The sequence below is a fragment of the Deinococcus actinosclerus genome (assembly GCF_001507665.1).
GTDB classification, from domain to species: Bacteria; Deinococcota; Deinococci; order Deinococcales; family Deinococcaceae; genus Deinococcus; species Deinococcus actinosclerus.
Genome location: NZ_CP013910.1, coordinates 149,106 through 176,043 on the forward strand (window position 1 = coordinate 149,106; position 26,938 = coordinate 176,043).

Consider the following 26,938-nt stretch of genomic DNA (forward strand, 5'->3'; position numbering starts at 1 on the left):
TCGGTGAATGCCGCAGGCGCTTCCTTCGTTCACCCCGGTCTTTCATTCCGGTGCGTAGCGCGGGCCGCCGGAACATGAAGGCCGCAATGAGGGCGGGGGATACACGCGGGCGCGCCGGTTTGCCGTATCATGCGCCCGGTTTCGCACGGCGTCCGCGAGCTGCGCTCCGAACCCCGCGCACGGCGAGCCTATCCCCACCGGAGGAGGACGCCCCTCAATGACGACCCCAGCAAGTTTTTCCACCACCGACGCCGCCGAACTGTACCAAGTGCCCAACTGGTCGGGCGGGTGGTTCCGCGTGTCCGACAAGGGCCAGGTGGAGGTCACCCCCACCCCCGGCCTGCACGCGCCCCTGCGCGCCATCGTGGACGAGATCGTCGACCGGGGCGAGAGCCTGCCCGTCATCCTGCGCTTCCCGCAGGTGATCAGCGGCCGCGTGAAGCACCTGAACGAGGCGTTCGGGAAGGCCATCGCGGAGTACGGCTACACCAGCCACTACCAGGGCGTGTTCCCGATCAAGGTCAACCAGCGCCGCGTGGTCGTCGAGAGCATCGCCGCCGCCGGGTATGACTACGCGCACGGCCTGGAGGCCGGCAGCAAGGCCGAACTCGCGCTGTGCCTCGCGCAGCGCATGCACCCCGACGCGCTGCTGTGCTGCAACGGCTTCAAGGACGACGGCTTCATCAAGCTGGCCCTGTGGGGCCGCACCCTCGGCAAGAACGTCGTCATCACCATCGAGAAGTACAGCGAACTCGACCGGATCCTGAAGCAGGCCAAGGCGCTCGGCGTGCGGCCCGCCATCGGCGTGCGCTTCAAACTGCACGCGCGCGGCTCGGGCCAGTGGGAGGAATCCGGCGGGGATCAGGCGAAATTCGGCCTGAACGCCTACGAACTCCTGCGCGTCGTCGAGCGCCTGAAGGAAGAGGACATGCTCGACAGTCTGGTCATGCTGCACACCCACATCGGGTCGCAGATCACCGACATCCGCCGCGTGAAGGTCGCCGTGCGTGAAGCCACGCAGACGTACGCGGGCCTGATCGCCGCCGGGGCGCAGCTGAAGTACCTGAACGTCGGCGGCGGCCTCGGCGTGGACTACGACGGGTCGAAGACCACCTTCTACGCCAGCATGAACTACACCGTGCAGGAGTACGCCGCCGACGTCGTGTACACCGTGCAGGAAACCTGCAAGGCCCGCGAGGTGCCCGAACCCGTGATCGTCAGCGAATCCGGCCGGGCCCTGACCGCGCACCACGCCGTGCTGATCCTCCCGGTCGTGGACGTCACCGGCCCCACCCGCGACCTCGAGGACCTCGCCCCGGCCGACGAGAACAGCCACCAGATCATCAAGGACATGGAAGACATCCTGGCGAACATCACTGCCCGGAACTACCGCGAGTCCTACAACGACGCCGTCGGCGACAAGCAGACCCTCCACAACCTCTTCGACCTGGGCTACGTCACCCTGCAGGACCGCGCGCGCGGCGAGGCGCTGTTCAACGCCATCCTGCGCAAGGTCGCCAAACTCATCCAGAACGAGAAGTACGTCCCGGACGAGCTGGAAGACCTCCAGAAGGTCCTGGCGGACAAGTACATCTGCAACTTTTCACTGTTCCAGAGCCTGCCGGACAACTGGGCCATCCAGGCGCTGTTCCCGATCGTGCCGCTGGACCGCCTGAACGAGAAACCCACCCGGCAGGCCACCCTGGTCGACATCACCTGCGACAGCGACGGCAAGATCGAGAAATTCATCGACCTGCGCGACGTCAAGGCGACCCTGCCGCTGCACGAACCCGGCGACAAACCGTACTACCTGGGCGTGTTCCTGATGGGGGCGTACCAGGACGTGCTCGGCAGCGCCCACAACCTCTTCGGGAAGGTCAGCGAGGCGCACGTCACCCTGCGCCCCGGCGGCCGCTTCCACATCGACCTGTTCGTGCGCGGCCAGAAGGCGCGGCGCATGATCGAGTCCATGGGCTACGAGGAACCCATGCTGCGCGACAGCATTGAGGATCAGGCCGACGCCGCCATCAAGAACGGCATCCTGACCAACGAGCAGGAACACGAACTCCTCGAGGACTACGGTGAGGAACTCCTCGGGTACACGTACCTCGAATACGAGAACTGAGCAGGGAACCAGCGGCGGCCAGGAGGCGATCCCTGGCCGCCGCTCTTTACCGCAGCAGGCGCCGTGCCCGCCACAGCAGCCACGCGGCCGTCACGCCCCCCAGCGCGCCCAGCACCATGGGTCGCAGCGGGTCCGGTTCCCCCCGCTGCGCCGCGTGCACGGGCACCGGACGCCCCAGGTACCACCCGCGCGCCGGCCGCCCCCGCGACTCGAACTGGGCGGCCAGCGCCGACAGCTGCTCGCGCAGCGGCTCACCCGCCATCGGGTGCCCGTGCCCGGTCGCCGCCAGCGCCGGACTCAGCGCCGCCAGGCCGCGCACGGACGCAGCCGCCGCCTCCCAGTTCGGCGTGTAGTACGCCGGTGGACGGCGCACCTCCGTCACCGCGTTCAGCAGCGCCCCGGTCGCCGTCTCCTGCCGGGTCGTCACGAACGCGTCGCCCGCCACCAGCGTCCGGTCCGCGGCCCGCCACAGTGACACGTGCCCGCTGGTGTGGCCCGGCGTGTGTAGCCACCGCCACCCCGGCGCGCCCGGCACCGACCCATCCTGCGGCAGGGGCCGCACGTGCGGCCGGAAGTCAAAGGGGCCCGGCAGGAATGCCGGGGACAGGGCGCTCATCACGCCGCCCACCGTCGGGTCCGGAAACGGGTACGGCGCCACGCCCGTCAGGTGCGGCAGCTCCAGCGGGTGCGCGTACACCGGCACGTCCCACGCCGCCAGCAGGTCCGCCAGCGCCCCCACGTGATCCAGGTGCCCGTGCGTCAGCACGATCAGCTCCGGCGGCCGGTCCCCGTGGACCGAGCGGGCTGCCCGGCGGATCAGGCCCGCCGTGCCCGGCATCCCAGCGTCCACCAGCACCCACGGCCCGCCCGGCTGGCCCAGCAGGAACGCATTCACCATCGGCAGGCGTACCCGCACCAGGTCCGCCCGGAGTGTCTGCGTGCCCCCGAGCGACGACACCGGAGGATGAAGGGGCGCGGGCGGCGTCACGGCAGTCATACCTGAGCGTAGAAAGCCATTCTGTGCCCGGCGTGTCCCCCAGCTTCAGGCGCGCAGACGCCACACACCCCCAGCCATGAGGGGGGCTTCACCCTACCTGAACGTGACCACGCACCCTCCACACCGGGCGCCGCGGCAACGCCCTGCCTGGCCCTGTCGTATAAGAAGGTATGAGCCAGCCCCACCGGGACGACACGGTCATCGAACTGCGGCCCTCCACCAGTCAGGCGCCCGCGCCGAGACCCGTCACCGCCGGGAAGATCGCCCTGGCGACCGGGGGCGGCGTGCTGGCCCTCGCCGCGCTGGGCGGCGCCGCCATCGCCGTGTTCAACGTCGCGCTGACCACCGTCACCATCGGCGCGTTCCTCGTGGCGATCCTGGCCGTGATCTTCCTGATGCCCGCCCTGATCCTCGCGCTGAACGCCGGACGCGTGAAAGCCAAGGAAGCCGTGGCGCGCGCCATGCCGCTGGAAACCCTGATCGTGCAGCGCAAGCAGTTCGAAACGCTGATCGGGGCGAAAGCCGCGCAACTTCAGGAAGCGAACGGGCACATCGAGGACTTCCGCCGCCTGATCGACACGAACCGCCGCGACATGGACGCCGCCGACATCGCCCGCTGGGAAACCGACCTGCAGGTCAGCCGCGACGCGTTCGCCCGCGCGCAGACGCACCTGACCGACCTGCGCGCCGACCTCGCCGAGTTCGACCGGCAGATCCGCAAGGCCCGCATCGACACGCAACTCGCGCAGGCCAAGGGCAACGTCGCCAGCGCCCTGCAACAGGCCAAACTCAGCGCCGAGGACCGCCACGTCACCGAGAGCGCCCTCTCGGAAATCGCCCGCCGCGCCGGACGCAATGCCGCCCTCCTCGATCAGGCACTCGCCGCCGGTGAAGAGAACCGCGCGCTCCGGGCAGGACAGGCGTGAACCGCTCCGCGCGCATCGGCGGGCTCCTCGCCCTGATCCTCCTGATCTGCGGCGCCGTGATCGTCCTCGATCAGACCCGCACCCAGACCGGCGCGGCCAGCACCCCCGCCACTGGCACCCCCGCGACCGGCACCCCCACCCCCACGCCGCCCAGCAGCAACGATGGGTACGGCGACCTGAAGTGACCCCGGAGGCCCCATGAACGCACGCACGCTGCCCCTCCTGACCCTGCTGCTCCTGAGCCCCGCACACGCCGCCACGTTCCTGAACGTCGCCACCGGCAGCGCCACCGGCACGTACTCGACCATGTTCAAGAACATCGGCAAGGTCTGCACCCAGAGCGCCTACCTGAAAGAACGCGGCACCAGCGGCAGCCTGGAAAACATCGACCTGCTCCTCAGCAACGAAGTCTCGCTGGCGTTCGTGCAGAGCGACGTCCTGAAAGCCAAAGAACAGATCGACGGCGACACCCGCGTGCAGAACATCAAAGCGCTGCTGCCCCTGCACAACGAAGAAATCCACCTGTTCGCCCCGCCGCCCGTCACCAAGAAAAGCATCCTGGGCAAAGTCACCACCACCGGCGTCACCACCTACGCCGACCTGAAAGGCAAACGCGTCGCCGCGTGGGGCGGCAGCCTCATCACCGCCCGCGTCCTCAGCGCCAAACTCGGCGTGCCCTACACCGTCACCAGCGTCAAGGACCGCGACGCCGCCTTCAACGCCCTGCGCGCCGGACAGGTCGATGCCGTCCTCGCCGTCGTCGGCCAGCCCGCCACCTGGGTCAAGGACCTCAGCGGCGTGAACCTCGTCCCCATCCCCTACGCGCCCACCCTGAACGGCATCTACACCAGCGCCAAACTCCTGTACCCCAACCTGAGCGCCAGCAGCGTCCCCACCGTCGCCGTGCAGAGCGTCCTCGCCACCCGCGACTTCAAAACCCCCGAGAAGAAAGACCTCCTGCTGAAATACCAGAAGTGCGCCACGAGCAAACTCGTGAACCTGCAAGAAGACGAAGGCATGCACCCCAAATGGCAGGAAGTCACGTTCAAGACGTGGCCCTGGCCTCAATACAAGTAACGGGCTGATGGCAGAAGGCGGATGGCTGGGGAGACCCGGCCATTCTGCATTGATGGGGGAGAGGGGAGGCGGGATGCAGGAAGCGGGGTACGTTGCCTCATGCTGCGTCTGCACGCCTCAGCGCCGTGTGACGTTCAGAGAGAACCCTTGTCGCGCCTGACGAACTCAAGAGTTCTCTGAAGTCTGGGGGCAGTTCCACCGGGGTACCTCTGCGCGCGAAGGAATTCCACTTCCGCCAGCCGCTCCTGGGGCGTTTTCGCCCAGTTCGCTTCCCGGTCGGCGCGGGCGGCGTCCGCGTGCGTGGTGAGCGTCAGGGTGCGGCGTAGGGTCATGACGCAGTATCCCACAGGGGGCTGACAGGGGAGAGGGGCGGTTCTGGCTTTTTGGCTCAGTCCGCCCCCCGTCACCACCCCGCGCCCCAGCAGAAGCGCAAATTATTTCAATTTTACATTCATTTAATTATATAGAGGTCTGCCATTTTCGATGCGATTGATCAAAGCGTCCATATCTTGTGGCGAGTATATTGTCACTCCAATTTTCCCTAATCTATATTCTAGAGACCATCCGAAAATTCTCGCGGGTGGTGCATTATGCCGATGCTGAGAAGGCTCAGCCTGCATACCCTACGTGAGATGCTTGCCTTCCTTCATTCCGCTGCTGTCGAAGCGGCTCTGGCCGAACTCACCACGCCGACCCGTGCCGATACCACGCAGTTCTTCGGTCCGCACCCACTCGAACTGGAGCATGGCCTTCCCCGGGTCCACGCCGTCCTCGCCAAGGATGCCCTTTTTGAGGTCTATTTCAAACCGGAGTCGGAGCACTACTTTCTGGTCCTGATGATGGAGCACCACGGCGGCACCTGGACCATTCGTGGGTGCCGTGCGGAGGCCAGAAGCCGGGTCGCCCTGAGTCTGGTCAGTGGCGAGCTCACCGCTGGAGACATCACGCAGGCCATCGGACTGGAGCCGACCGACAGTTGGAGCACAGGCGACCTTCGACCACGACACATGCAGCACCTGGGACCGTACAGGTTTACGCGGTGGACGTTGTGTCCTGAAGGGGACTTGCCAGGTGAGTTTGAGGACAAGCTGACTCGGCTTTTGGATGTGACCGACCACGCGTCATCACGTATTCGGGCCTTGGGGTCGGTGTGTGACATCAACATCTTGGTGGGGTACCAGGGGTACGCACAGCAGATGTGGGGTTTGCCCATTGAAGCCAGAGACATGGCGCGTATCGCGGCCCTGGGGGCGGGGCTGGACGTCGATCTGTACGCTTCAGGTCCTGAACTGGGGCGCCCACACGAAGCGCCGGATGAACAGGTCCACATCACGCAACCAGAAGGCGGAGCAAGATGACGAGACAGGCCAGCTGAACCATCCCGAGGAAGTTCTCTGCCTTCACCTCATCGCGCGTCCGGACGCGCCGAAAACTCTGCAGCCACGCGATGGTGCGTTCGACCTTCCAGCGCCGCTTGAAGCGGCGCAGCGGACGACCATCCTGCGTTTTGCGACGATTTCGTCGATTGGGCGCAATCATCTCGATACCCAGCGCAGCCAGCTCCACATCGAGACCGTCACTGTCATACGCTTTATCCCCGATCAGCCGTTCTGGAAACAGCATCCCGAACGAGGCGTCCAGCGTGTCCTGCACCAATGTCACTTCTGCTGAACGGGCACTGCAGGTGTGCACCGCGAGCGGCATGCCGCTCGCATCCACCATGATCATGATCTTGGTGCCTTTGCCTTTCTTGGTGGGCCCGACATCCGCGCCCCTTTTTTTGCGGCACTGAAGGTGCCGTCGATGAACGCCTCCCGGAGATCCAAGAGTGCGTATTCCTCGCTGAGTTCGGCGAGTGCCGTGAGGATCGTCAGGAACACCCGCCGTTCCACCCACTCCTGGAAACGGTCGTGGCAGGTGGTCTTGGGTGGGTACTCCCCTTGTGGCAGGGCGGCCCACTGTGCTCCAGTACGCAGCACCCAGAGGATGCCTTCAAGCACCTCGCGATCAGAGCGGCGTGGCCGACCCCGGGGGTACGGTTAATTGGTGGTGGGATGAGAGGTGCAAGGACGGCCCATTGGGCATCACTCAGCCGCATCAGCAGAGTGTGCCGCCCAGTTAGGCGGCACACTGTCACCAAATTTCCGGATCAGCTCTAGCGCAACTTCGTCAACTTCTATAATTGTGCAATCGAGAACCGGTACATTCGACATGACTCCAAATTTGGTAGCAATATATTCGGCAGCCATGGTTAATAAATCCTGTTGACTTTTTGCGTGTTTGAGAATATATAATTTTCCATCATCCCCCACTACTAAATACGGCTGAGTAAGTGAGGGATAGCTCTTCATCACCTCTGCTACTTTTACATACGTTGCGGGCATAGTTGGACTATACGGTCGTTATGCCGCACCGTCTGCCATAGTTATGCATATAATCTGCTATGAAATAGATATAGTATAATAATTACGCCATTGGCGAAATTGGCGCACATTTGTCTATACAGCGATCAGTTGCGTATGATGTGTTCCTACATCCATACGCAACTGAGTAAGTAAAGCTTTACGTCAGCCGTTCACCCATTCCTGCAAGCTCTTCACGCCCAGCGCGTCATCCTTCGCGGCGGCAATTGCCTTCGCCGTCCATTCGGCGGCTTCTTTGGTGCTGACGATGGGCACGCCGCGTTCCAGTGCGGTGCGCAGGTACTCGCTGCCGGTCACGTCGATCAGCAGGGCGGGCAGCTGGTCAGTCTGCTCGCGGGTGACGGTCAGGCCTGCGTCCTGAAGTTGCGTGGCGATGTCGTCCAGTCCGTCGCCGAGCAGCAGGGCGGTGCCGGTGGTGGGGAGGTTGTTTTTCGCGCCGATCTGCGCGCGGTAGAACGCGCGGTAGGGGTCGGTGTCGATGCCCATGCTTTCGCCGGTGCTTTTCATTTCGGGGCCGAGGGTGGGGATGACGCCCTTGAATTTCAGGAACGGCAGGTGCACTTCCTTCACGGAGTACATGGGGGGGTGGGGGTGTCGGTGAGGCCGATCTGTTGCAGGGTGTGGCCGACGGCGATGCGGGCGGCGCTCTTGGCGAGGGGGTGGTTCACGGCCTTGCTGACGAAGGGGACGGTGCGGCTGGCGCGGGGGTTCGCTTCGAGGATGTACGCGGTGCCGTCCTTGATGGCCCACTGGACGTTCATGAGGCCCCTGACGCCCAGTTCCAGCGCGAGGCGTTCCGTGTCGGCTTTGACGCGCGCCAGGATGGCGGGGTCGAGGGTGACGGGCGGGAGGATGCAGGCGCTGTCGCCGCTGTGGACGCCGGCCGCTTCGACGTGTTCCATGATGCCCGCGACGACGGCGGTTTCTCCGTCGCAGAGGGTGTCCACGTCGAGTTCCAGCGCGCCTTCGAGGAACTGGTCGAGGAGGATGCTGGGTTGCCCCTCGACGGCGGCGTACACCTCGTTCAGGTAGGTGGTGAGTTCGTCCATGGAGCGGACGGTGCGCATGGCGCGGCCCCCCAGGACGTAGGAGGGGCGGGCCATGAGCGGGAAGCCGAGTTCCGTGGCGAGCGCGGCGGCCTGATCCGGGGTTTCGGCGACCTTGCCCTTGGGTTGGGGGAGGCCGAGGCGTTCGCACAGGGCGTTGAAGCTGGCGCGGTCCTCGGCCTCGTGGATGGTTTCGGGGCTGGTGCCGATGATGGGCGCGCCGGCGTCCGCGAGTCGCCTGGCGAGTTTCAGCGGGGTCTGCCCACCGAGCTGCACGATCACGCCGACGGGTTTCTCGTGCTCGACGATGTTCATGACGTCCTCGAACGTCAGCGGTTCGAAGTACAGGCGGTCGGCGGTGTCGTAGTCGGTGCTGACCGTCTCGGGGTTGGAGTTGACCATGATGGTCTCGTACCCGGCTTCCTGAAGTGCCCAGACGGCGTGGACGGTGGCGTAGTCGAATTCCACGCCCTGTCCGATGCGGTTGGGGCCCGACCCCAGGATGACGACCTTGGGTTTGTCGGTGCTCGTGACCTCGTCCTCCCACTCGTACGTGGAGTAGTGGTAGGGCGTGAAGGCCTCGAATTCGGCGGCGCAGGTGTCCACGGTCTTGTAGACGGGCGTGGCTTTCGCCTCCTTGCGCAGCGCGCGGACGTCCAGTTCGCTCAGGCCGACGATCTCGCCGATGCGGGCGTCACTGAAGCCCAGGCGTTTGACCTCGCGCCAGATCTCGTACTTCCACTCCCCGATGGGGCCGAGCTGCGTGATCTCGGTCTCGGCGTCGATGATCTCCTTGAGCTGGCTGAGGAACCACGGGTCGATCTTCGTGGCGTCGAACAGCGCCGCCGTGGTCTCGCCCCGGCGCAGGAGCTCCAGCACGGCTTCCAGGCGGCGGGGGTTGCCGTACAGCAGCCCGCGCAGGTCGTCTTCGCTCATGGCGGCGAACGCGCCGCGCACGTCGGACTCGATGCTTCGCATGGCCTTCTGGAGGCTCTCCTTGAAGGTGCGGCCGATGGCCATGACCTCGCCCACGGAGCGCATCTGGGTGCCCAGGGCGTCGGGCGTGCCGGGGAACTTCTCGAACGCGAAGCGGGGGATCTTCGTGACCACGTAGTCGATGCTGGGCTCAAAGCTGGCGGGCGTGCTCAGGGTGATGTCGTTCTTCAGCTCGTCGAGGTGGTACCCGACCGCGAGCAGCGCGGCGATCTTGGCAATCGGGAAGCCGGTCGCCTTGCTGGCCAGCGCTGAGGAGCGGCTGACGCGGGGGTTCATCTCGATGACGATCACGCGGCCGTCTTTGGGGTTCACGGCGAACTGGATGTTGCTGCCGCCGGTGTCCACGCCGATCTCGCGGATGATCGCCAGGGACTGGTCGCGCAGCCGCTGGTACTCCACGTCACTGAGGGTCTGCGCCGGGGCGACCGTGATGCTGTCCCCGGTGTGCACGCCCATCGGGTCGAAGTTCTCGATGGAGGTGATGATCACGACCGTGTCGGCGTGGTCGCGCATGACCTCCAACTCGTACTCCTTCCAGCCCAGGATGCTTTCTTCCAGCAGCACGCTGGTGACGGGGCTGTCGCGCAGGCCGCCTTCCGTGATTGCCAGGAACTCCTCGTAGGTGTGCGCGATGCCGCCGCCCGTGCCGCCGAGTGTGAACGAGGGCCGGATCACGATGGGCAGCCCGATCTGCTTCTGGTACTCGACGGCTTCCTCCATCGAGTGCACCATCTGTCCGCGCGCGGTTTCCACGCCGATCTTCTTCATGGCCGCCTGGAACTCCTCGCGGTCCTCGCCCTTGCGGATCGCGGCGGCGTTCGCGCCGATCAGTTCCACGCCGAACTGCTCAAGCGTGCCGTCGGCGTTCAGGTCCATGGCGAGGTTCAGCGCCGTCTGGCCGCCCAGGGTGGGCAGCAGCGCGTCCGGGCGTTCCTTCTCGATGACGCGGCGCACGAACTCGGGCGTCAGGGGTTCCAGGTACGTGGCGTCCGCCAGGTCCGGGTCGGTCATGATCGTCGCCGGGTTGCTGTTCACCAGCACCACCCGGTAGCCTTCCTTCTTCAGGGCCTTGAGGGCCTGCGTGCCGGAATAGTCGAACTCGGCTGCCTGCCCGATCTGGATGGGGCCGCTGCCGAGAATCAGGATGGTCTGGATGTCAGTACGCTTAGGCATTCCAGAGAATGAGCCTAACACGCCGCGCCCCCCGAAAGGTAAGCCGCATGCAAACTTATGCAGTCATCCGGGACGGTCCATTCCCGGCGGACCCGTTCAGCCGGCGACCTCCACGGCGTCGCGCCCGGCACGTTTGGCCGCGTACAGCGCCCGGTCCGCGCGGCCCAGCGTGCTGTCGAGCGGTTCGCCGGGCCGCCGGTGCGCCACCCCGCAGCTCAGGGTGACCGGCCCCGCCACCGGGTGCGGGTCGCGGCGCAGCCGGTCCTGCAGGCGTTCGGCGGCGGCGCGGGCGGCCGCCGCGTCCCCGTCGATCAGCAGCAGGAATTCCTCGCCGCCCCAGCGCACCACGCGGTCCCCGGCGCGCAGGGCGGCGCGGGCGGCGCGCGCCACGTGGCGCAGCACGTCGTCGCCGACGTCGTGCCCGTGGGTGTCGTTCACGCGCTTGAAGTGGTCCAGGTCGAAGTACACGACGCTGTGCATGCCGCCCGGGGGCTGGGGCCAGTCGTCCAGGGCGCGCCGGCCGGGCAGGCCGGTCAGCGGGTCGCGCAGCGCCTGCGCGGAGCGGCGCTCGGCGCGGGTGACCGCCAGCGCGTAGCGGCGGCGCAGGTGCTGCTGCAGCGTGATCACGGTGAGCAGCGCCGCGTGCATGAGCAGCATCTGGAGCCAGGCGTTGCCGTTGTCCTGCCGCAGGCCGGGCGGCACGTCGGGATTCGTCCAGTACGCGGCGCCCAGCGCGCCCAGCACCAGCAGGTACGCGCCGGACACCGCCAGCGCCGCGCGGGGGGGCAGCGCCAGCGAGGCCACGAGGTACGGCAGCGCCAGCCAGTACGAGTAGCCGCTCAGGCCGTGCGCGGTGTGGTCGACGAGCAGCACCTCGCGCATGCGGTACGTGCCGGCCAGCAGTTCGCCGCCCAGTTCCAGCAGGCCGACGAGCTGGAACCGCTGCGGCGCGCGCCGCAGCCACAGGACGTACCCGGCGTGCTGGACGAGCAGCAGGGCCAGCAGGACCTGATCGGTGGGGCCCACCCGCAGCGGCCCGCTCAGGGCCAGGGTGCAGGCGGTGGTCAGCAGCAGGCAGAGCTGCACGGCCAGCAGGCCCGCGTGGCGGTACTGGGCTTCCGGCGTGCCGTCCGGAACGCGGAACCTGCGCATGGAGCGCAGTCTGGCGTCCCGCGTCTGACGCCGGTCTCACGGCGCGGGGCATGAACCGGGGACCCTGTCTGCATGCGCCGCTCCTGGCCGCCGGCGGGTGGGTGCAGACTGCGCGTATGCCACACCTGCATGACCGCGCGGCCGCCCAGGAGAGCGTCTTCGCCCGCATGAGCCGCCTCGCCGCGCAGCGGGGCGCCGTGAACCTGGGCCAGGGCTTTCCCAGCGCGCCGCCTCCCGCGTTCCTGCTGGACGCCGCGCGCGGCGCACTGGGCCGCGCCGACCAGTACGCGCCCCCGGCGGGTCTCCCGGCGCTGCGCGACGCGCTGGGCGCTGATCTGGGTGTGGACGGCGCGGACGTGACCGTCACCTGCGGCGCCACCGAGGCGCTGCACCTGCTGGCCCTGGCCCTGCTGGGTCCCGGTGACGAGGCCCTGATGCTCGAACCCGTCTTCGACGTGTACCTGCCGCAGGTGGCGCTGGCCGGCGCCCGCGGCGTGACGGTCCCCATGACGCTGGATCCCGCGCGCGGCTGGCAGTTCGACCTGGAGGCGCTGGCGGCGGCCGTCACGCCGCGCACGCGGGCGCTGCTGCTGAACAGTCCCTTCAATCCCACCGGCACGGTCTTTACTGGCGAGGAACTGGCCGGGATCGTGGCGCTGGCCCGCCGGCACGACCTGTGGATCGTCAGTGACGAGGTGTACGACGAACTGTACTTCGGTGCGCGGCCCACCCCCCTGCGGACCCTGGCGCCCGAGCGGACTTTCACGGTGGGCAGCGCGGGCAAGCGGCTGGAGGCCACGGGCTGGCGCGTGGGCTGGATCGCCGCGCCGCCCGGCCTGACCCCGGGGGTACTGGGCCTGCGGCAGATCACGAGCTTCTGCGCGCCCGCCCCGCTTCAGGCGGCGGTGGCGGCGGCGCTGCCCGTGGCGCGGGCGGCCGGGTTCTACGAGGAGCTCCGTCAGGGGTACGCGGGGCGCATGCAGCGGCTGGCCGCCGGGCTGCGCGAGCTGGGCGCGGCGGTGTTCGAGCCGCGCGGCACGTATTTCCTGACCGCCCTGCACCCCAGCTGGACGGCCGAGACGCTGGTGCACGAGGCGGGCGTGGCGGTCATTCCGGGCGAGGCCTTCTACGCGCAGCGGGCGGCGCCGGTGGGCTTGACCCGCTGGGCCTTCTGCAAATCCGACGCAGAGATTGACCTGGCCCTGACCCAGCTGGGCGCCGCGCGCCTCCTGACCGGTGCATGAGATTGTAATAAAGGTGACATCAGCGTTCTGTAAGGGATTTTCCCTTATGCAAACGCGCGGGGCGCGGCTATGCTCCGGGTCATGAAGACCACGATCCTTGGCCTGATGACCCTCACCGCCCTGTCCGGCGCCTCCGCCGCCTCGTACGTCGGCGGCTCGATCGGCTCCGGCGCGACCATTCACTACCAGACCGACCTGACCGGCGCGAGCGCCATGCGCTACGGCCTGAATCTCGACGCCACGAACTTCAACTTCAGCCGCGACAACATCTCCATCGGCGGCAGCGTGGACTACCTGGGCGACTTCGTGGGCACCGGCTCCGCGCTGGGTGGCCTGACCCCCTACTACGGCCTGGGTCTCGGCGCGGGCGTGGTGCTCGGCCAGGGCGGCGGCGTGAGCGTCTACCCCCACGGCACCCTGGGCCTGCGCTACAACGTCACCGATCCCCTCAGCTTCTTCGTGGAGGGCAACATCGGCCCCCGCGTGACCGTGGGTGGCAGCGCTGCCAGTGACGTCCGCCTCGGCAGCGGCGCCCGCATCGGCCTGAACTACCGCCTGCCCTGATCGGTTGGACAGCTGTCCAGTGGCCACCCCTCGTGGGGTGGTCACTTTCGCTTGTCTTCATGAGAGGACCTGACTATCCTCACACCCGATGAAGAACTCCCTGATCGCCACTGCCCTCCTCAGCGCCGCCTCCCTCGCCGCCGCCGACAGCCTCGGCCTGAGCGGCAGCTACACCAAGGGCTTCTACCGCGCCGACGGCGAATCCCTCGACTTCGACGGCTCGTTCGGGGTGGGCCTGAGCTACACCTACGATCTCGACAGCGTGTCGGCCGTGCGTACCCAGCTCGAACTGTTCCCCAACCTGTACGGGTCCGACAAGCTCGGCTTCGGCGGGGAGTTCACCTACCTGCGCAGCGTGACCAGCACCGGGGGCGCCGACGTGTACGTGGGTGGCGGCCTGGGCCTGAACACCGTGTCTGAAAGCGGCGCGACCGACGCCGGCAAGTTCACGGCCCGCCTGACCACCATCAACCCCACCCTGCTGGCCGGCGTGCGTTACGCCGTGGCCCCCGGCTTCAGCGGCTTCTTCGAGCTTGCGGGTGGCCCCTCCTTCCTGCGTGCCAGCGTGAGCGGCGGCTCGGCCACCGTGAGCGACACGGCCACCGGCGCGTTCCTGAAGCCCAGCATCGGCTTCACGTACACCCTCCGCTGAGCCGCGCACCGACCCGGCACTGAATCTTTGCTCTGACGGGAGTCGCCTGCGGGCGGCTCCTTTCTGCTACCCCGGCGCGGCTGGGCTGGACACCTCACTTGACCCCCCGCGCTCCCCCTGCTAGCCTCGTCTGCATAGCTATACGCAATCTGCGTATAACCATACAAGCATATGCAGACCCTGACCTCCCGACGCTGAAGCTGACCGCCTGACCCCCCCCGGGGTTTACAGGCGGCACCTTCACGCCGGGCGGTCTTGTGCTGCGCCTTGCACCCCCTTCACCCAGACAGGAGAGAATCGACCCATGACGAAAGACAAGATCGTGCTCGCGTACAGCGGCGGCCTGGACACCAGCATCATCCTCAAGTGGCTCCAGACGGAGAAGAACTACGACGTGGTCTGCTTCACCGCCGACCTCGGTCAGGGTGACGAGGTCGAGGAAGCCCGCGTCAAGGCCCTGAACACCGGCGCCGTCGCCGCCTACGCGCTGGACCTGCGCGAGGAATTCGTGCGCGACTACGTGTTCCCCATGTTCCGCACCAGCGCCCTGTACGAGGGCTACTACCTGCTCGGCACCTCCATCGCCCGCCCGCTGATCGCCAAGAAAATGGTCGAGATCGCCGAGAAGGAAGGCGCGGTCGCCGTGTCGCACGGCGCGACCGGCAAGGGCAACGACCAGGTGCGCTTCGAGATGACCGCCTACGCCCTGAAACCCGACATCGTCACCGTCGCCCCCTGGCGCGACTGGACCTTCCAGGGCCGCGCCGACCTCGAAGCCTTCGCCCACGAGCACGGCATCCCGGTCCCCACCACCAAGAAGGACCCCTGGAGCACCGACGCCAACCTCCTGCACATCTCCTACGAGGGCGGCATTCTCGAAGACCCCTGGGCCGAACCGCCAGCCCACATGTTCAAACTGACCGTGGATCCCACCGAGGCCCCCAGTGAGCCCGAATACGTGGAAGTCGAGTTCGTCAGCGGCGACCCCGTCGCCATCAACGGCGAGAAACTCAGCCCCGCCGCGCTGCTGGCCAAGGCCAACGAACTGGGCGGGAAGCACGGCGTGGGCCGCCTGGACCTCGTCGAGAACCGCTTCGTCGGCATGAAGTCACGCGGCGTGTACGAAACGCCCGGCGGCACCGTCCTGTACCACGCGCGCCGCGCCGTCGAGAGCCTCACCCTTGACCGCGAGGTCCTGCACCAGCGCGACGCGCTGAGCCCCAAGTACGCCGAACTCGTGTACAACGGCTTCTGGTTCGCCCCCGAACGCGAGGCGCTCCAGGTGTACTTCGACCACGTCGCCTCAAGCGTGACCGGCACCGCCCGCCTGAAGCTGTACCGCGGGAACGTCATCGTCGCCGGCCGCAAGGCCCCCCAGAGCCTGTACGACAAGGACCTCGTGAGCTTCGAGGCGGGCGGCGACTACAACCAGCACGACGCCGGCGCGTTCATCAAACTGAACGCCCTGCGCATGCGCGTCCAGGCCCGCGTGAAAGCCAAAGCCGACGCCGCCGACAAGGAACCCGCCCAGGTCTGACCGTGACGGACGCCGCCCTGCCCCCCCACTGCATCCTGCGACCGGCCACCCCGGCGGACGCGGCGCTGCTGGCCCGTTTCCGGGTGCTGATGTTTCAGGACATGGGGGCCCCGCTGGAGGACGGCACGGAGGCGTTCTGGGCGGCGCACTTCGCGGGGGCTGTCGCGGAAGGCCGCTACCGGGCGGTGATCGCGGAACTGGATGGACAGGCGGTGGCCTGCGCGGGCCTGATGATCTTCCCGACCGTGCCCACCCCCGGCGATCCGTTCGGGCGGCTGGCGCACATTCAGGGCGTGTACACCGTGCCGGAGCAGCGCGCGCGGGGGCTGGCGTCCGCCGTGACCCGCGCGGCGCTGCGGCTGGCGCAGGCCGAGGGGATCGGCCGCGCGAACCTGAACGCGTCCGTGATGGGCGCCGGTGTGTACGAACGGATGGGCTTCACACCCGCGAAGGCCCCCGAGTACCGCCTGAACCTGCGGGAGGCTGCGCTGTGACGCTGCCCGCCGGGTTCACCCTGCGCCACGCCACCCCGGCGGACGCCGCGCTCATTCAGGCGCAGCGGGACGCGATGTTCGTGGACATGGGCAGCGACCCCACGCGGCTGGCCGCCGTGCACGACGCCGGGGTCGCGTGGCACGCTCGCACCCTCGCCTCGGGCACGTACACCGGCCTGCTGATTGAGGGTGGGGGAGAGGTGATCGCCGGGGCGGGCATCCTCTGGACTGACCTCCCCCCGAATGCCGACACGACCGCCACGACCCGCGCGTACGTCCTGAACGTGTACGTGCAGCCCGAGCACCGGGGCCAGCGGCTCGCCCGCGCCCTCATGCAGGCCGCACTCGCGGAGTGCCGCGCGCGCGGCGTGGACATCGTGACCCTGACCGCGTCGGACGCCGGGCGCCCCACGTACGAGGCCCTGGGCTTCACGCCGCAGGCCGAACTGAAACTCCTGATCCCGGGAGGACCGCTGTGACCCTGCGCCCCGTGAACCCGGACGACATCCCCGCCTTCCACGCCGTCATGATGGCCGCCGGGATGGACCCCCGCTCCAGCTGGGTCCGCACCACGCCCGCCGACCTCGAACGGTCCCTGCTGGCCCCCGGCTCGGGCGGCTTCCTGGCCGTGGGCGCAGGAGAGGTCCTGGGCTGCGTCGGCTACCGCCCGGACGGCGACCGCACCCTGACGCTGAACAAACTCGCGACCGTCCCGCAGGCCCGCCGCCTGGGCGTGGGCCGCGCCCTGGTGCGCGAGGTCGAACACGTCGCCCGCATGGGCGGGTACGGGCGCGTGCTGCTGGCAGTCAGCCAGTTCAACCTAGACGTGCTGCCCTTCTACGACCGGCTCGGGTACACCGTCACGGACGAACCCTACGCGCACGCCCACCCGGACAGCCCCGCCCCGGTGGTGCTGGTGAAAGCGGTCCGGGCAGAGGAATCCGCCCCTGACCGCCCGATTCCGCCTCCCTCTGACAAGGACGCCCCATGACCCGACCCCACGGCCGCCCGACCTCCCGCGTCACGCTCATGATCACCTTGGCACTGACCGTGTCTCTCGCGTCGTGTGCGCCCTCCGTGCAGACCGGACCGGCGGCGGTGCGGCCACCGGACATCCGCCTGGGGGCCGCCATGCTGTTCGTACCCCGCGTGAACGTCGCGCAGTTCACCGAGGCCACGCCCGACGACCAGTTCGTGATCTTCCCGGACTGCCGCAACGGTGTGGTGGCCGCTGCCGACGTGAAACGCTTGGGCGTGGAGGGGGCCGCCACAGCCTGCCGTGAAGCGGTCACGCGGGAACGGCAGAAGACGGTCACGGTGGGAAACGCGCTGCCCGTGATGCTGTCGGCGGCAATGATCTTCTTTCTGTATGCCCTCGGCCTCTTGTGATCCCGTGGGCACTGGTCACGCCCGGGCCGGGAAGAATGAGGGCACGCCCATCCGGACAGCCCCGGCCCGGTGGTGCTGATCAAATCTCTTCTCTCCCTCCCCACCTGTGGGAGAGGGCCGGGGTGGGGGGCGTGTGACCCACGTTCCCGCCCGGTTTCAACCGAGGACATGACATGACGAATACGCAGGACAAGAAACTCTGGGGTGGGCGCTTCGCGGAGGCGACGGACGGGCTGGTCGAGCTGTTCAACGCGTCGGTGGGCTTCGATCAGCGGCTCGCGGAGCAGGACATTCGCGGCTCGCTGGCGCACGTGGCGATGCTGGGGCAGGTCGGCATTCTGACCGCCGAGGAGGTCGCGCAGATCACCGACGGGCTGACTGCCGTGCTGGCCGATATCCGGGCGGGCAGCTTCGAGTGGCGCCTGGACCGCGAGGACGTGCATATGAACGTCGAGGCGGCCCTGCGGGACCGGATCGGTCCGGTGGCCGGGAAGCTGCACACGGCCCGCAGCCGCAACGATCAGGTGGCGGTGGATTTCCGGCTGTTCACGAAGGAAGCCGCGCTGGATCTGGCGGACAAGACCCGCGCCCTGCGCGCGGTGATGCTCGCGGAGGCCGAGAAGCACCTGGAGACCGAGGTGATCCTGCCCGGCTACACGCACCTTCAGGTGGCGCAGCCCATCCTGCTGAGTCACTGGTTCATGGCGTACGTGGCGATGCTGGAGCGCGACGAGGGCCGCTTCCGGGACGCCGCCGAGCGGATGGACGAGTCGCCGCTGGGCTCCTCGGCGCTGGCGGGGACGCCCTGGCCGGTGGACCGGCACGCGACGGCTTCGGCGCTGGGCTTCGCGCGGCCCACCGCGAACAGCCTGGACGGGGTGGGCAGCCGGGACTTCGCGCTGGAGTTCCTGTCGGCCTGCGCGATCCTGTCGGCGCACCTGTCGCGCCTGTCGGAGGAACTGATCCTGTACTCCACCTTCGAGTTCGGCTTCATCACCCTGCCGGATTCCCACACGACGGGATCGTCGATCATGCCGCAGAAGAAGAACCCGGACGTGTCCGAACTCGCGCGCGGCAAGGCGGGGCGCGTGTTCGGGAACCTGATGGGTCTCCTGACGGTCGTGAAGGGCACGCCCCTGGCGTACAACAAGGACCTCCAGGAGGACAAGGAGGGCGTGTTCGACTCCTACGACACCCTCAGCATCGTGCTGCGCCTGTACGCCGAGATGATGCCGAAGACCGTCTGGCACGCCGACGTGACCCGCGCGGCCGCCGCGCGCGGCTACAGCACGGCCACCGACGTCGCGGACTTCCTGGCCCGGCAGGGCGTCCCGTTCCGCGAGGCGCACGAGGTCGTCGGCGGGCTGGTCGGCGTCGCCAGCCGCAGCGGGCGGCAGCTGTGGGACCTCACCGACGGGGAACTGCGCGCCGCGCATCCCCTCCTGAACGCGGAGGTCGCGCAGTCCCTGACGGTCGAGGAGAGCGTCCGGGGCCGCGCCAGCTTCGGCGGGACCGCCCCGCACCGCGTCCGCGAGGCCATCGAGGACGCCAGAGCCCGCCTGAACACCTGACTCCGCCCCCTGATCCGGCCCGTCCCCCCACCCTCTGTCCCGGTCCCCCTGGAGGAACCCCATGACCCTGACTGACATGCACGTGAAACTTCGTCAGGCCGCCCCGGCGGACCTGCCCACCGTCCTGGACCTCCTGACCCGCTGCGGCCTGCACACCGCGAGTGTGGAGCTGGAGGCCGGCACCTACTGGATCGCGGAGCTGGACGGCGTGCCCGGCGGCTGTATCGGCCTGGAGCACGGCCAGGGCGTGAGCCTGATCCGCTCGACGGCGGTGGTGCCCGAGGCCCGCAGCCAGGGCCTGGGCCGCGCGCTGGTCCGCTCCGCGCTGACGCACGCCAGCCTGCGCGGGGACCGCACGGTGTTCCTGTTCAGCTCGGAGGCCGGGGATTACTGGACGCGCTTCGGCTTCGGGCCGTCGAGCGCGGCCGAGATCGCGGGCGCGCTGCCGGACGTGCCACAGGTGAAAAGCGGCCTGAGCAAGGGCTGGATCGACGAGGAACTCGTGTGGCGGCTGGACCTGCCGCAGCCCGAGGTGACGCAGGGGTGAGCAGCTTCCCTCCGCGCCACCTGACTGTGCGTGCCCTGTGGCAGTGCTTCCACGCGGCCTTGCGCTATGCTGTCGCCACGCAACACCCGTGTCGACCTGCGGTCACCGAGACCGCCGAGCTTTCTTTCACCGAAGGAGCAGCGCATGACCGATTCCGTGCACGTTCGAATGGCGACCCCCGAAGACAAGGACACCGTGACCCGCGTGTTTCACGACGCGGGGCTGGACACCGAGGCGGCCCTCGCGGGCGGCACCACGTACTGGGTGCTGGAGCGGGGCGGGCAGCCGATCGGCGCGATCGGCCTGGAGCACGGGGACGGCGCGTCCCTGCTGCGCGGCGCGGCGGTGCTGCCCGAGGCGCGCGGTGGGGGGCTGGGCCGGCGGCTGGTCATGAGCGCCGTGGAGTACGCGCAGGGGCGCGGGGACCGCGCGATCTACATGTTCAGCCGGGGCGGCGACTGGAGCACGTTCGGCTTCACGCAGGTGCCGCTGGCGGTCGTGATGGGCGAACTGCCCGACGCGCCGCAGGTGCAGGCCTACCGTTCGCGCGGCGAGCGGCCCGGCGGCACCACCTGGATGCGCACCCTGAGCTGATCTCTGTGGTCCGGGGAGGGCGCGCATGACGCTCTCCCTGGACTCCATCGCGGTGCCGGACATCCACCCGGACGCGCCGCTGACCTTCCGCAAGGCGCGGCTGTCCGACATCGACGCGATTCACGAACTGATCGGGTACTGGGCGGCGCGCGGGCTGATGCTCGTGCGCTCCAAGGCGCTGCTCGCCGAGACGATCCGTGACTTCCATCTGGTGCTGGCCGAGCCGCACGAGGGGCGTCCCGGTGGGCTGGGCGGCGTGTGCGGCCTGCACATGCTCGCGCCGGATCTGGCCGAGGTGCGCGGGCTGGCGATCCACCCGAACATGCAGGGGCGCGGCCTGGGGCGGCAGCTCGTGGCGGCGTGCGAGGCCGAGGCCCGCGCGATCGACCTGCCCGCGCTGTTCGCGTGGACGTACCAGCAGGGGTTCTTCGAGAAGTGCGGTTTCACCCGCATCGAGAAGACGAACCTGCACCCGAAGGTCTGGAGTGAATGCCAGCGCTGCGCGTTCTTCGAGAACTGCAACGAGATCGCCATGTACCGGGAGCTGCGGTGACCGGACGGGCGGCGGGGGCGTCGCCGCAGGTGAGGCACCACCCGATCGGGGGGGCGTGTAGGCTCGCGGGCGTGACCCGATTCCTGCCCGCCCTGACCGTCTCCGCCCTTCTCGCCCTGGGTGCCGCCCAAGCGCAGACCGTCCGGCCCCTGGCCGATGGCCTGCCCGCCGGGGCGCTCCTGACCCTGGAAACCCATGGCGCCGCCCCTGCGTTCAAACGGTTCTTCGGCGCGGCGGATCGCCTGCTGAGCAGCACCGACCTGGGTGAGGACAGCGGCAGCATGCTGGGCGTGGCGCAGGCGGTGCTGGGTGACTCGCTGGGCCGCGAGGGGATCGCCGGGGTCTTCAGCGTGCAGGGGAAGAAGGGGACCTTCCAGCCCGCGCTGCTGGCCGTGACCCGCTCGGGCGCCCTGACGGACGAGCTGCTGGGCGAGCTGCTGCCCGAGAAACCCGGCGCGCGGGTGGGCCGCTACACCTTCTCCCGCGTGGACGGCCTGTTCGCGGGCACCTCGAACGGCCTGACGTACGTGTCCAGCGACAAGGCCCTGCTGATGGCGTACCTGGGCCGCCTGAGCGGCAAGGCTGCCCCGACCCTGGCGGCGTCCGCGCCGTACGCGGCGGCGCAGCGCGCGGCGGGCACGCAGGAACTCGGCCTGTACGCGAACTTCAGCGCCGCCGCGAAGGTCATCCGCTCGCAGCTGGCGCAGGTCATGCTGCCCCGCCTGCTCTCGCCGGTCGTGGATGCCCTGGACACCCTGGGCCAGTTCGCGGGCGGCCTGACCACCACGGCGGGCGGCTGGACGACCGCCAGCGCGCAGGTCGTCAACCAGAGCGGCAAGGACAGGCCGCTGGCGCGCATCCTGCTCGACACCACCGACTTCGGGGTGCAGGGCGTGATTCCCGCCAGTGCCGAAGCGGTGCGGGCGACGGCCTGCCACCCCGAGACCGGCGCCTACCTGGGCCGCTGGCTGACCCGTGTGGACCTGCTCGAACCGTTCGGGTTCCTGACCGACAGCCAGCTCGCCAGTCATCTGGAGCAGGCGGGGCGCTACCTGGGCGACGAGTGCGCGCAGGTCACGCTGGCCGGGGGCCTGAAGGCGGTGCTGAACCAGGAGGATCCGCTGGCCGGGCTGGCGACCACGGTCTCGTACCAGCGGGTCACGGACCGCGCCGCGGCCGACGCGCACCTGCCCGAGTACGCCCGCAGTGTGAACGACGCCCTGGAGGGCCTGCGCGGCACCGTGAAGTCCCTGGCGACGTCCGGCATGGACGCCCTGATGGACGGCGCGATGGCCGACAGGGACACCCAGGCCCTGATGCTGGGCGCGGGCCTGGCCGGGGCCAGCCAGGGGCTGGACGAGTCGCTGGCCGGGCTGAAGATGGTGTACGCCTTCCGGGGCGACTACCTGATCACCGCCTTCAGCCAGGAGGCGCTGGACGCCGCGCTGGCCGAGGGGCCGGTGCTGGCCGACGACGCGGGCTTCCGCGCGGCGGGCCTGACCATGCAGGGCTCGGCGGGCTGGTCGTACCAGCCGGACCCGGCGGACCTGACCGCTCAGGACCTCGCCGGGACGCTGCCCAGGGAACTGAGCGGCGACAAGGCCATGAGCGGCATGCTGGGCGGTGCCCTGACGGCCGGGGCGGACCTCATCAACCGATTTGACGGAACGACCTCACAGCGCTCCGTTTCGGGGAATGTCATTATCGGCAAGGCGAGCGTGCGCTACCGCTGGTGACCCCCCGGGGGCTGCCGCGGTGCCGCGCAGAGCTGAGCCATGAAACGCGTCCGGAGAGGCGCGAATGGAGGAAGCATGATCAGGAAAGAACGGGCCATCCTGGCTCTGGAAGACGGCACCGTGTACCGCGGGTACGCGTTCGGGCACCGCGGCGAGACCGTGGGCGAGGTGGTGTTCAACACCTCCATGACCGGATACCAGGAGATCATGACCGATCCCTCGTACAACGGGCAGATCGTGACCATCACGTACCCGCACGTCGGGAACTACGGCGTGGCGATCTACGACATGGAGAGCAACAAGCCCTACGTGCGCGGCTTCATCAGCCGCGAGTTCAGCGGCGAGTACTCCAACCACCGCGCGCAGCAGTCCCTCGAAGCGTTCATGCAGCAGTACGGCGTGGTGTCCATCCAGGGCATCGACACGCGCGCGCTGGTGCGGCGCCTGCGCACGGGCGGCGTGGTCAAGGGCGTCATCGCGCACCGCAGCTACACGCACCCGGAAGATCCGTACGGCGAGTTCACTCCCGCCGAGGAAGCCGTGTACGTGGGGCGCGCCCGTGACCACCAGGACATCGACGGGCACGACATGACCAGGGAGGTCACGACCGCGCTGCCCTACGCGTTCCCCACCCTGCGCCACGGCAAGCGCGTGGTCCTGATGGACTTCGGGATCAAGCACACCATCATCGAGCGGCTGGCCGAGGTCGGTATCGAGCCCATCGTGGTGCCCGCCCACACCACCCCCGCGCAGATCATGGCGCTGCAACCGCACGGGCTGTTCCTGAGTAACGGCCCCGGCGACCCGGCCCCGCTGGAGTACGCCCACAAGACCGCCTGGGAACTCATGGGACTGCTGCCCACCTTCGGCATCTGCCTGGGCCATCAGATCCTGGGCCTCGCGGCGGGCGGGAAGACCTTCAAGATGAAGTTCGGCCACCGGGGCGGCAACCAGCCCGTGAAGAATCTCTTAACGGGCAATGTGGAGATCACCAGCCAGAACCACGGGTACGCGGTGGACATCGACTCGATCCCCAACGGGGCCTTCGTGCCGACCCACGTGAACCTGAACGACGGCACCCTTGAGGGCATGGCGCACAGCCGCTACCCGGTGTTTTCCGTGCAGTACCACCCGGAGGCCAGTCCCGGCCCGCACGACAGCCGCTACCTGTTCGACCGCTTCATCGAGGAGATCGACGCCTTCGATGGGGGGAACGGTACCCCCATCGTGAAGGCCAGCGCGGGACGTCTGGGGGTTTGACAAACCTGGAGCCGGACCAGATGATGGGCGAGATACGTTTAGGTGAGAAACTTCATATTGAACGCGCGGTCAGTGATAAGCGTGTAAGACTCATGAAGTGAGACCAGTATCCTCGGGGATGTGCCCCGGGCCAACAGCTGTTCCGGAGCAATGAATCATCTGGCGCACACGGGCGCCTCAGCCAGATGAGGAGCGAGTGGCGCGACCGACAGAACGGTGGGAGCAATCCCCCCAGCTGTCGGTCAATTTTTTTTTTCCTGGAGGTGCCCCGACGTGAACCGCCTGCTCATCCCCTTCCTGCTCCTGACGGCCGCCGCCGCGCAGCCGGCTGCCCCGCAGAACGTGACCTTCACGCTCACGCAGGATCTGGTCAAGCGCAGCGTGGACGGCAGCGGACAGACCACGGAGACGATCATCGACGCGCCCAAGACCGTCCTGCCCGGCGACATCCTGCGCGAGGAGGTCACGCTGCGAAACGTCTCCGGCCGCCGACTGGGCGCACTCAGCGTCAATGTCCCGGTGCCTCGCGGCACCGAATTCAGTGTGCTGACCACGCCCGCCACCGACCGCTGGACGGTCACGTTCTCCGCCGACAGTGGCCAGACCTTCAGCGCGCAGCCCAGGCGCACCGTCACCACCACCGAGAACGGGCAGCGCGTCACCCGACAGGTGCCCGCCCCCACGAGCAGCTACACCAACGTCCGCTGGACGATCAGCCGCTTGAACCCGGACGAAACGCTGAAGTTCAGCTTCCGCGTGAAAGTCAAGTAACCCTGCCGACCAGCCCCCCCACGGAGGAAGCCCATGAACAGATCCCTGACCCTCACCGCCCTCATCGCCCTTGCGGCCGGCAGCGCCCACGCCGCCGGCACCGCCGCCGGCACGGTCATCACCAACACCGCCGAGATCGTCTTCACCCCCGAGGGCGGCACCACCTCCACCAAGGTGCCCTCCAACGACGTGACGACCACGGTGCTGCCGGTGCCCAGCTTCACCATCACCCCGAACGACGAGGGCGCCGCCGGGCCGACCTTCCCCACCCAGAACGCCACCCTGCAGCGCACCCTGGTGCCCGGCAGCACCGCCGTGTTCCTATACACCCTGACGAACACCGGCAACGTGCCGAACGAGAGCTACGCCCTGACCAGCCTGACCAGCGGCGCCGCCGGGGCGCCCGCCCCCAGCGACGTGCGCTACTACCCCAAGGCGGCTGACAGCAACAGCGACAACACCCTCGACGCCGCCGAGATCGCCGCGGCCACGCCCATCACCACCATCGGCGGCGTCAACCAGGATCAGAAGAAGGACTTCTTCCAGGTGTACACCGTGCCCGCTACCGCCACCAACGGCCAGCAGCTCGGGGCCGACCCGGTCGGTACGCGCCTGCCCAACAGCGGCGCCGGTCTGGAACCCGCCGCGCCCTACACGCAGCCCACCGACAACGACAACTACAACACCGTCACCGTGGACCGCAAGGACGCCACCCTGATCGGGCCCAAGGACGACGCCGACGGCAACGGCACCCCCACCACGCCCCCCTACGCCAGCTCCGAGGGCGTGACCATCACCCCCAGCGCCAGCGACACCCAGACCGCGCAGGCCACCGCCACCACCACGGCCGTGACCTTCACGAACACCGTGCAGAACACCGGCAACCGGCCCGACGTGTTCGACATCACGGCGGCGCTGACCGGCTTCCCCAGCGGCGCGACCGTCACGCTGCTCAAGCCTGACGGCACCCCCCTGACCGACACCGACGGCGACAGCGTCCCCGACGTGGGCAGCCTCGCCCCGGGTCAGACCGCCAACGTCCTAGTGCGCGTGACCTTCCCGGCCGGCGGCCTGCCCAGCGGCACGCCCACCGCGACCGTGACCAGCACGAGCAGCAACGACCCCACCAAGAAAGACGACACCCGCGACCTCGTGAACCTGCCGGGCCTGTCCTTCGGGAATCCCACCCCCACCCTCGGCGGCGACCCCACGATCCCCGGCACGCCCGAGGCGGGCACGCCCGGCAGCCCCACCAGCCCGATCATTCCGCCCTCGACCTGCACCACGGCCTCCCCGACGATCCGCTCTACGGTGGCCCTGGAGATCGCCAACCTGGGCAGCGCCCCCGACACCTTCGACGTGAGCGGCACGGCGACCATCAAGGTCACCACGGGCCCCGACGTGCCTGCACCCGTCCGGTACTTCATCGACACGAACGGCAACAAGGCCCTGGACAGCGGTGAGCCCGCGCTGACCGACACCAACGGCAACGGCACCGCCGACACCGGCCTGCTGGCCCCCGGCGCGGAGCTGAAACTGATCGCCGCCGTGGACGTGCCCTGCGCCGCCGCCGCGCAGACCATCACCCTCAAGCAGACCGCCAAGTCCCCCACGACCGGCGTGGAGGTCAAGGACACCAACGACACCATCCTGGTCGGCAAGACCGACGTTGCCAAGCCCACCAAGACCGTGGACAAGGCCACCGCCAAACCCGGCGACACGCTGACCTACACCATCATCGGGAAGAACACCAGCAACGCCAACGTCACCAAGGCGTTCATCAAGGACGCCCTGCCGGCCAACACCAGCTTCGTGAGCTTCAGCGCCACGAGCACCGCGACCGGCACCATCCTGTACTCCACCAACGGCACCAGCTGGAGCGCGGCCGCCGTCACCACGCTCGCCGACGGCGACACCGTGTACGCCGGCGTGGACACCAACGGCAACGGCACCATCGACACCGGCGACCTCCTGGCCCCCGGGCAGACCATCACCGGCACCTTCAAGGTCACCGTCAAGTAACCCCTCAGGCGCGCCCGCCCCGTTGTGCGGGCGCGCCCCACCGGGCAGGGGAGACCCCCAGCCGCACCCCTTTTCCTCCCCTGTCCGCC

Annotated in this window: 24 protein-coding genes, 2 pseudogenes and 1 riboswitch; of the genes and pseudogenes, 21 read left to right on the top strand and 5 right to left on the bottom strand. The window is 68.4% G+C overall.

Going from position 1 to position 26,938, the window contains the following annotated elements:
• Nucleotides 1-217 precede the first annotated feature (217 nt).
• Entirely contained in the window at nt 218-2,125 is a 1,908-nt protein-coding gene (gene speA / locus AUC44_RS00765) for a biosynthetic arginine decarboxylase (RefSeq protein ID WP_062156962.1), read from the top strand.
• Nucleotides 2,126-2,171: 46 nt separating this feature from the next.
• Here speA and AUC44_RS00770 read toward each other — a convergent pair whose 3' ends face one another.
• Entirely contained in the window at nt 2,172-3,122 is a 951-nt protein-coding gene (locus tag AUC44_RS00770; protein ID WP_062156963.1) for an MBL fold metallo-hydrolase, read from the bottom strand.
• Between the two features lie 170 nt (nt 3,123-3,292).
• On the opposite strand from AUC44_RS00770, the gene AUC44_RS00775 reads away from it, so the two are divergent.
• The 4 genes from AUC44_RS00775 to AUC44_RS00795 all read left to right on the top strand — a co-directional run bounded on the left by AUC44_RS00775 (nt 3,293) and on the right by AUC44_RS00795 (nt 6,483).
• Nucleotides 3,293-4,048, top strand: coding sequence for a hypothetical protein (locus AUC44_RS00775; RefSeq protein WP_062156964.1), 756 nt, complete (start codon nt 3,293-3,295; stop codon nt 4,046-4,048).
• A complete protein-coding gene (locus tag AUC44_RS00780; RefSeq protein ID WP_062156965.1) occupies nt 4,045-4,233 on the top strand; it encodes a hypothetical protein in 189 nt (62 codons plus the stop codon). Before AUC44_RS00775 ends, AUC44_RS00780 begins: the two co-directional genes overlap by 4 nt.
• 13 nt (nt 4,234-4,246) lie before the next feature.
• Complete coding sequence (locus tag AUC44_RS00785) at nt 4,247-5,125, top strand: TAXI family TRAP transporter solute-binding subunit (protein WP_062156966.1); 879 nt, start codon at nt 4,247-4,249, stop codon at nt 5,123-5,125.
• Nucleotides 5,126-5,757: 632 nt separating this feature from the next.
• Nucleotides 5,758-6,483, top strand: a complete 726-nt coding sequence (locus AUC44_RS00795; protein WP_062156968.1) for a DUF4279 domain-containing protein — start codon at nt 5,758-5,760, stop codon at nt 6,481-6,483.
• Here AUC44_RS00795 and AUC44_RS16020 read toward each other — a convergent pair.
• The 4 genes and pseudogenes from AUC44_RS16020 to AUC44_RS00810 all read right to left on the bottom strand — a co-directional run bounded on the left by AUC44_RS16020 (nt 6,455) and on the right by AUC44_RS00810 (nt 11,915).
• Nucleotides 6,455-7,226, bottom strand: a pseudogene (locus AUC44_RS16020) (IS5 family transposase). The gene AUC44_RS00795 and the pseudogene AUC44_RS16020 sit on opposite strands and share 29 nt — an antisense overlap.
• Complete coding sequence (locus tag AUC44_RS16355; RefSeq protein WP_157445115.1) at nt 7,210-7,509, bottom strand: HipA family kinase; 300 nt, start codon at nt 7,507-7,509, stop codon at nt 7,210-7,212. The pseudogene AUC44_RS16020 and the gene AUC44_RS16355 overlap by 17 nt, the downstream one beginning before the upstream one ends.
• Before the next feature lie 183 nt (nt 7,510-7,692).
• Nucleotides 7,693-10,763: pseudogene (gene carB, locus AUC44_RS00805) on the bottom strand (carbamoyl-phosphate synthase large subunit).
• A 96-nt stretch (nt 10,764-10,859) separates the two neighbouring features.
• Nucleotides 10,860-11,915 (bottom strand): GGDEF domain-containing protein, encoded by a 1,056-nt coding sequence (locus AUC44_RS00810; protein WP_062156970.1) that lies wholly within the window; start codon nt 11,913-11,915, stop codon nt 10,860-10,862.
• A gap of 116 nt (nt 11,916-12,031) precedes the next feature.
• Between AUC44_RS00810 and AUC44_RS00815 the strand changes: the two genes are divergently transcribed.
• The 16 genes from AUC44_RS00815 to AUC44_RS17160 all read left to right on the top strand — a co-directional run bounded on the left by AUC44_RS00815 (nt 12,032) and on the right by AUC44_RS17160 (nt 26,849).
• Nucleotides 12,032-13,159 (top strand): pyridoxal phosphate-dependent aminotransferase, encoded by a 1,128-nt coding sequence (locus tag AUC44_RS00815; RefSeq protein WP_062156971.1) that lies wholly within the window; start codon nt 12,032-12,034, stop codon nt 13,157-13,159.
• An 81-nt stretch (nt 13,160-13,240) separates the two neighbouring features.
• Nucleotides 13,241-13,723, top strand: a complete 483-nt coding sequence (locus AUC44_RS00820; protein ID WP_062156972.1) for a hypothetical protein — start codon at nt 13,241-13,243, stop codon at nt 13,721-13,723.
• Between the two features lie 88 nt (nt 13,724-13,811).
• Complete coding sequence (locus AUC44_RS00825; protein WP_062156973.1) at nt 13,812-14,375, top strand: hypothetical protein; 564 nt, start codon at nt 13,812-13,814, stop codon at nt 14,373-14,375.
• 304 nt (nt 14,376-14,679) lie between these two features.
• Nucleotides 14,680-15,912 carry an argininosuccinate synthase gene (locus AUC44_RS00830; protein ID WP_062156974.1) on the top strand — a complete coding sequence of 411 codons (1,233 nt, stop codon included), beginning with the start codon at nt 14,680-14,682 and terminating at the stop codon, nt 15,910-15,912.
• Nucleotides 15,913-15,914: 2 nt separating this feature from the next.
• On the top strand, nt 15,915-16,406 hold the full coding sequence (locus AUC44_RS00835; RefSeq protein WP_062156975.1) for a GNAT family N-acetyltransferase: 492 nt from the start codon (nt 15,915-15,917) through the stop codon (nt 16,404-16,406).
• The gene (locus AUC44_RS00840; protein ID WP_231724491.1) at nt 16,403-16,885 is read left to right on the top strand and encodes a GNAT family N-acetyltransferase; all 483 of its coding nucleotides are present in this window, start codon (nt 16,403-16,405) and stop codon (nt 16,883-16,885) included. Before AUC44_RS00835 ends, AUC44_RS00840 begins: the two co-directional genes overlap by 4 nt.
• Nucleotides 16,882-17,397, top strand: coding sequence for a GNAT family N-acetyltransferase (locus AUC44_RS00845; protein ID WP_231724492.1), 516 nt, complete (start codon nt 16,882-16,884; stop codon nt 17,395-17,397). Before AUC44_RS00840 ends, AUC44_RS00845 begins: the two co-directional genes overlap by 4 nt.
• The gene (locus AUC44_RS00850) at nt 17,394-17,795 is read left to right on the top strand and encodes a hypothetical protein (RefSeq protein WP_157445116.1); all 402 of its coding nucleotides are present in this window, start codon (nt 17,394-17,396) and stop codon (nt 17,793-17,795) included. Before AUC44_RS00845 ends, AUC44_RS00850 begins: the two co-directional genes overlap by 4 nt.
• Before the next feature lie 173 nt (nt 17,796-17,968).
• Complete coding sequence (gene argH, locus AUC44_RS00855) at nt 17,969-19,366, top strand: argininosuccinate lyase (protein WP_062156977.1); 1,398 nt, start codon at nt 17,969-17,971, stop codon at nt 19,364-19,366.
• A 61-nt stretch (nt 19,367-19,427) separates the two neighbouring features.
• On the top strand, nt 19,428-19,913 hold the full coding sequence (locus tag AUC44_RS00860; RefSeq protein WP_062156978.1) for a GNAT family N-acetyltransferase: 486 nt from the start codon (nt 19,428-19,430) through the stop codon (nt 19,911-19,913).
• A gap of 144 nt (nt 19,914-20,057) precedes the next feature.
• The gene (locus tag AUC44_RS00865; protein ID WP_046843857.1) at nt 20,058-20,507 is read left to right on the top strand and encodes a GNAT family N-acetyltransferase; all 450 of its coding nucleotides are present in this window, start codon (nt 20,058-20,060) and stop codon (nt 20,505-20,507) included.
• Between the two features lie 25 nt (nt 20,508-20,532).
• A complete protein-coding gene (locus tag AUC44_RS00870; protein WP_062156979.1) occupies nt 20,533-21,060 on the top strand; it encodes an N-acetyltransferase in 528 nt (175 codons plus the stop codon).
• A gap of 71 nt (nt 21,061-21,131) precedes the next feature.
• Nucleotides 21,132-22,796, top strand: coding sequence for a hypothetical protein (locus AUC44_RS00875; protein ID WP_082688893.1), 1,665 nt, complete (start codon nt 21,132-21,134; stop codon nt 22,794-22,796).
• Nucleotides 22,797-22,871: 75 nt separating this feature from the next.
• The gene (gene carA, locus AUC44_RS00880; RefSeq protein WP_046843859.1) at nt 22,872-24,056 is read left to right on the top strand and encodes a glutamine-hydrolyzing carbamoyl-phosphate synthase small subunit; all 1,185 of its coding nucleotides are present in this window, start codon (nt 22,872-22,874) and stop codon (nt 24,054-24,056) included.
• A 134-nt stretch (nt 24,057-24,190) separates the two neighbouring features.
• Nucleotides 24,191-24,276, top strand: a riboswitch (cyclic di-GMP riboswitch).
• Between the two features lie 53 nt (nt 24,277-24,329).
• On the top strand, nt 24,330-24,827 hold the full coding sequence (locus AUC44_RS00885) for a hypothetical protein (RefSeq protein WP_062156980.1): 498 nt from the start codon (nt 24,330-24,332) through the stop codon (nt 24,825-24,827).
• A gap of 33 nt (nt 24,828-24,860) precedes the next feature.
• Nucleotides 24,861-26,849 (top strand): DUF11 domain-containing protein, encoded by a 1,989-nt coding sequence (locus AUC44_RS17160; protein WP_062156981.1) that lies wholly within the window; start codon nt 24,861-24,863, stop codon nt 26,847-26,849.
• The last annotated feature ends 89 nt before the right edge of the window (nt 26,850-26,938 follow it).

Bases quoted from the DNA above. Each gene is read 5' to 3' on its own strand.
- AUC44_RS00860 (WP_062156978.1), top strand. From the start codon at position 19,428: ATGACCCTGACTGACATGCACGTGAAACTTCGTCAGGCCGCCCCGGCG.
- AUC44_RS17160 (WP_062156981.1), top strand. From the start codon at position 24,861: ATGAACAGATCCCTGACCCTCACCGCCCTCATCGCCCTTGCGGCCGGC.
- AUC44_RS00815 (WP_062156971.1), top strand. From the start codon at position 12,032: ATGCCACACCTGCATGACCGCGCGGCCGCCCAGGAGAGCGTCTTCGCC.
- speA (WP_062156962.1), top strand. From the start codon at position 218: ATGACGACCCCAGCAAGTTTTTCCACCACCGACGCCGCCGAACTGTAC.
- argH (WP_062156977.1), top strand. From the start codon at position 17,969: ATGACGAATACGCAGGACAAGAAACTCTGGGGTGGGCGCTTCGCGGAG.
- AUC44_RS00870 (WP_062156979.1), top strand. From the start codon at position 20,533: ATGACGCTCTCCCTGGACTCCATCGCGGTGCCGGACATCCACCCGGAC.
- carA (WP_046843859.1), top strand. From the start codon at position 22,872: ATGATCAGGAAAGAACGGGCCATCCTGGCTCTGGAAGACGGCACCGTG.
- AUC44_RS16355 (WP_157445115.1), bottom strand. From the start codon at position 7,509: ATGCCCGCAACGTATGTAAAAGTAGCAGAGGTGATGAAGAGCTATCCC.
- AUC44_RS00830 (WP_062156974.1), top strand. From the start codon at position 14,680: ATGACGAAAGACAAGATCGTGCTCGCGTACAGCGGCGGCCTGGACACC.
- AUC44_RS00825 (WP_062156973.1), top strand. From the start codon at position 13,812: ATGAAGAACTCCCTGATCGCCACTGCCCTCCTCAGCGCCGCCTCCCTC.
- AUC44_RS00775 (WP_062156964.1), top strand. From the start codon at position 3,293: ATGAGCCAGCCCCACCGGGACGACACGGTCATCGAACTGCGGCCCTCC.
- AUC44_RS00795 (WP_062156968.1), top strand. From the start codon at position 5,758: ATGCTTGCCTTCCTTCATTCCGCTGCTGTCGAAGCGGCTCTGGCCGAA.
- AUC44_RS00865 (WP_046843857.1), top strand. From the start codon at position 20,058: ATGACCGATTCCGTGCACGTTCGAATGGCGACCCCCGAAGACAAGGAC.
- AUC44_RS00820 (WP_062156972.1), top strand. From the start codon at position 13,241: ATGAAGACCACGATCCTTGGCCTGATGACCCTCACCGCCCTGTCCGGC.
- AUC44_RS00850 (WP_157445116.1), top strand. From the start codon at position 17,394: ATGACCCGACCCCACGGCCGCCCGACCTCCCGCGTCACGCTCATGATC.
- AUC44_RS00810 (WP_062156970.1), bottom strand. From the start codon at position 11,915: ATGCGCAGGTTCCGCGTTCCGGACGGCACGCCGGAAGCCCAGTACCGC.
- AUC44_RS00770 (WP_062156963.1), bottom strand. From the start codon at position 3,122: ATGACTGCCGTGACGCCGCCCGCGCCCCTTCATCCTCCGGTGTCGTCG.
- AUC44_RS00785 (WP_062156966.1), top strand. From the start codon at position 4,247: ATGAACGCACGCACGCTGCCCCTCCTGACCCTGCTGCTCCTGAGCCCC.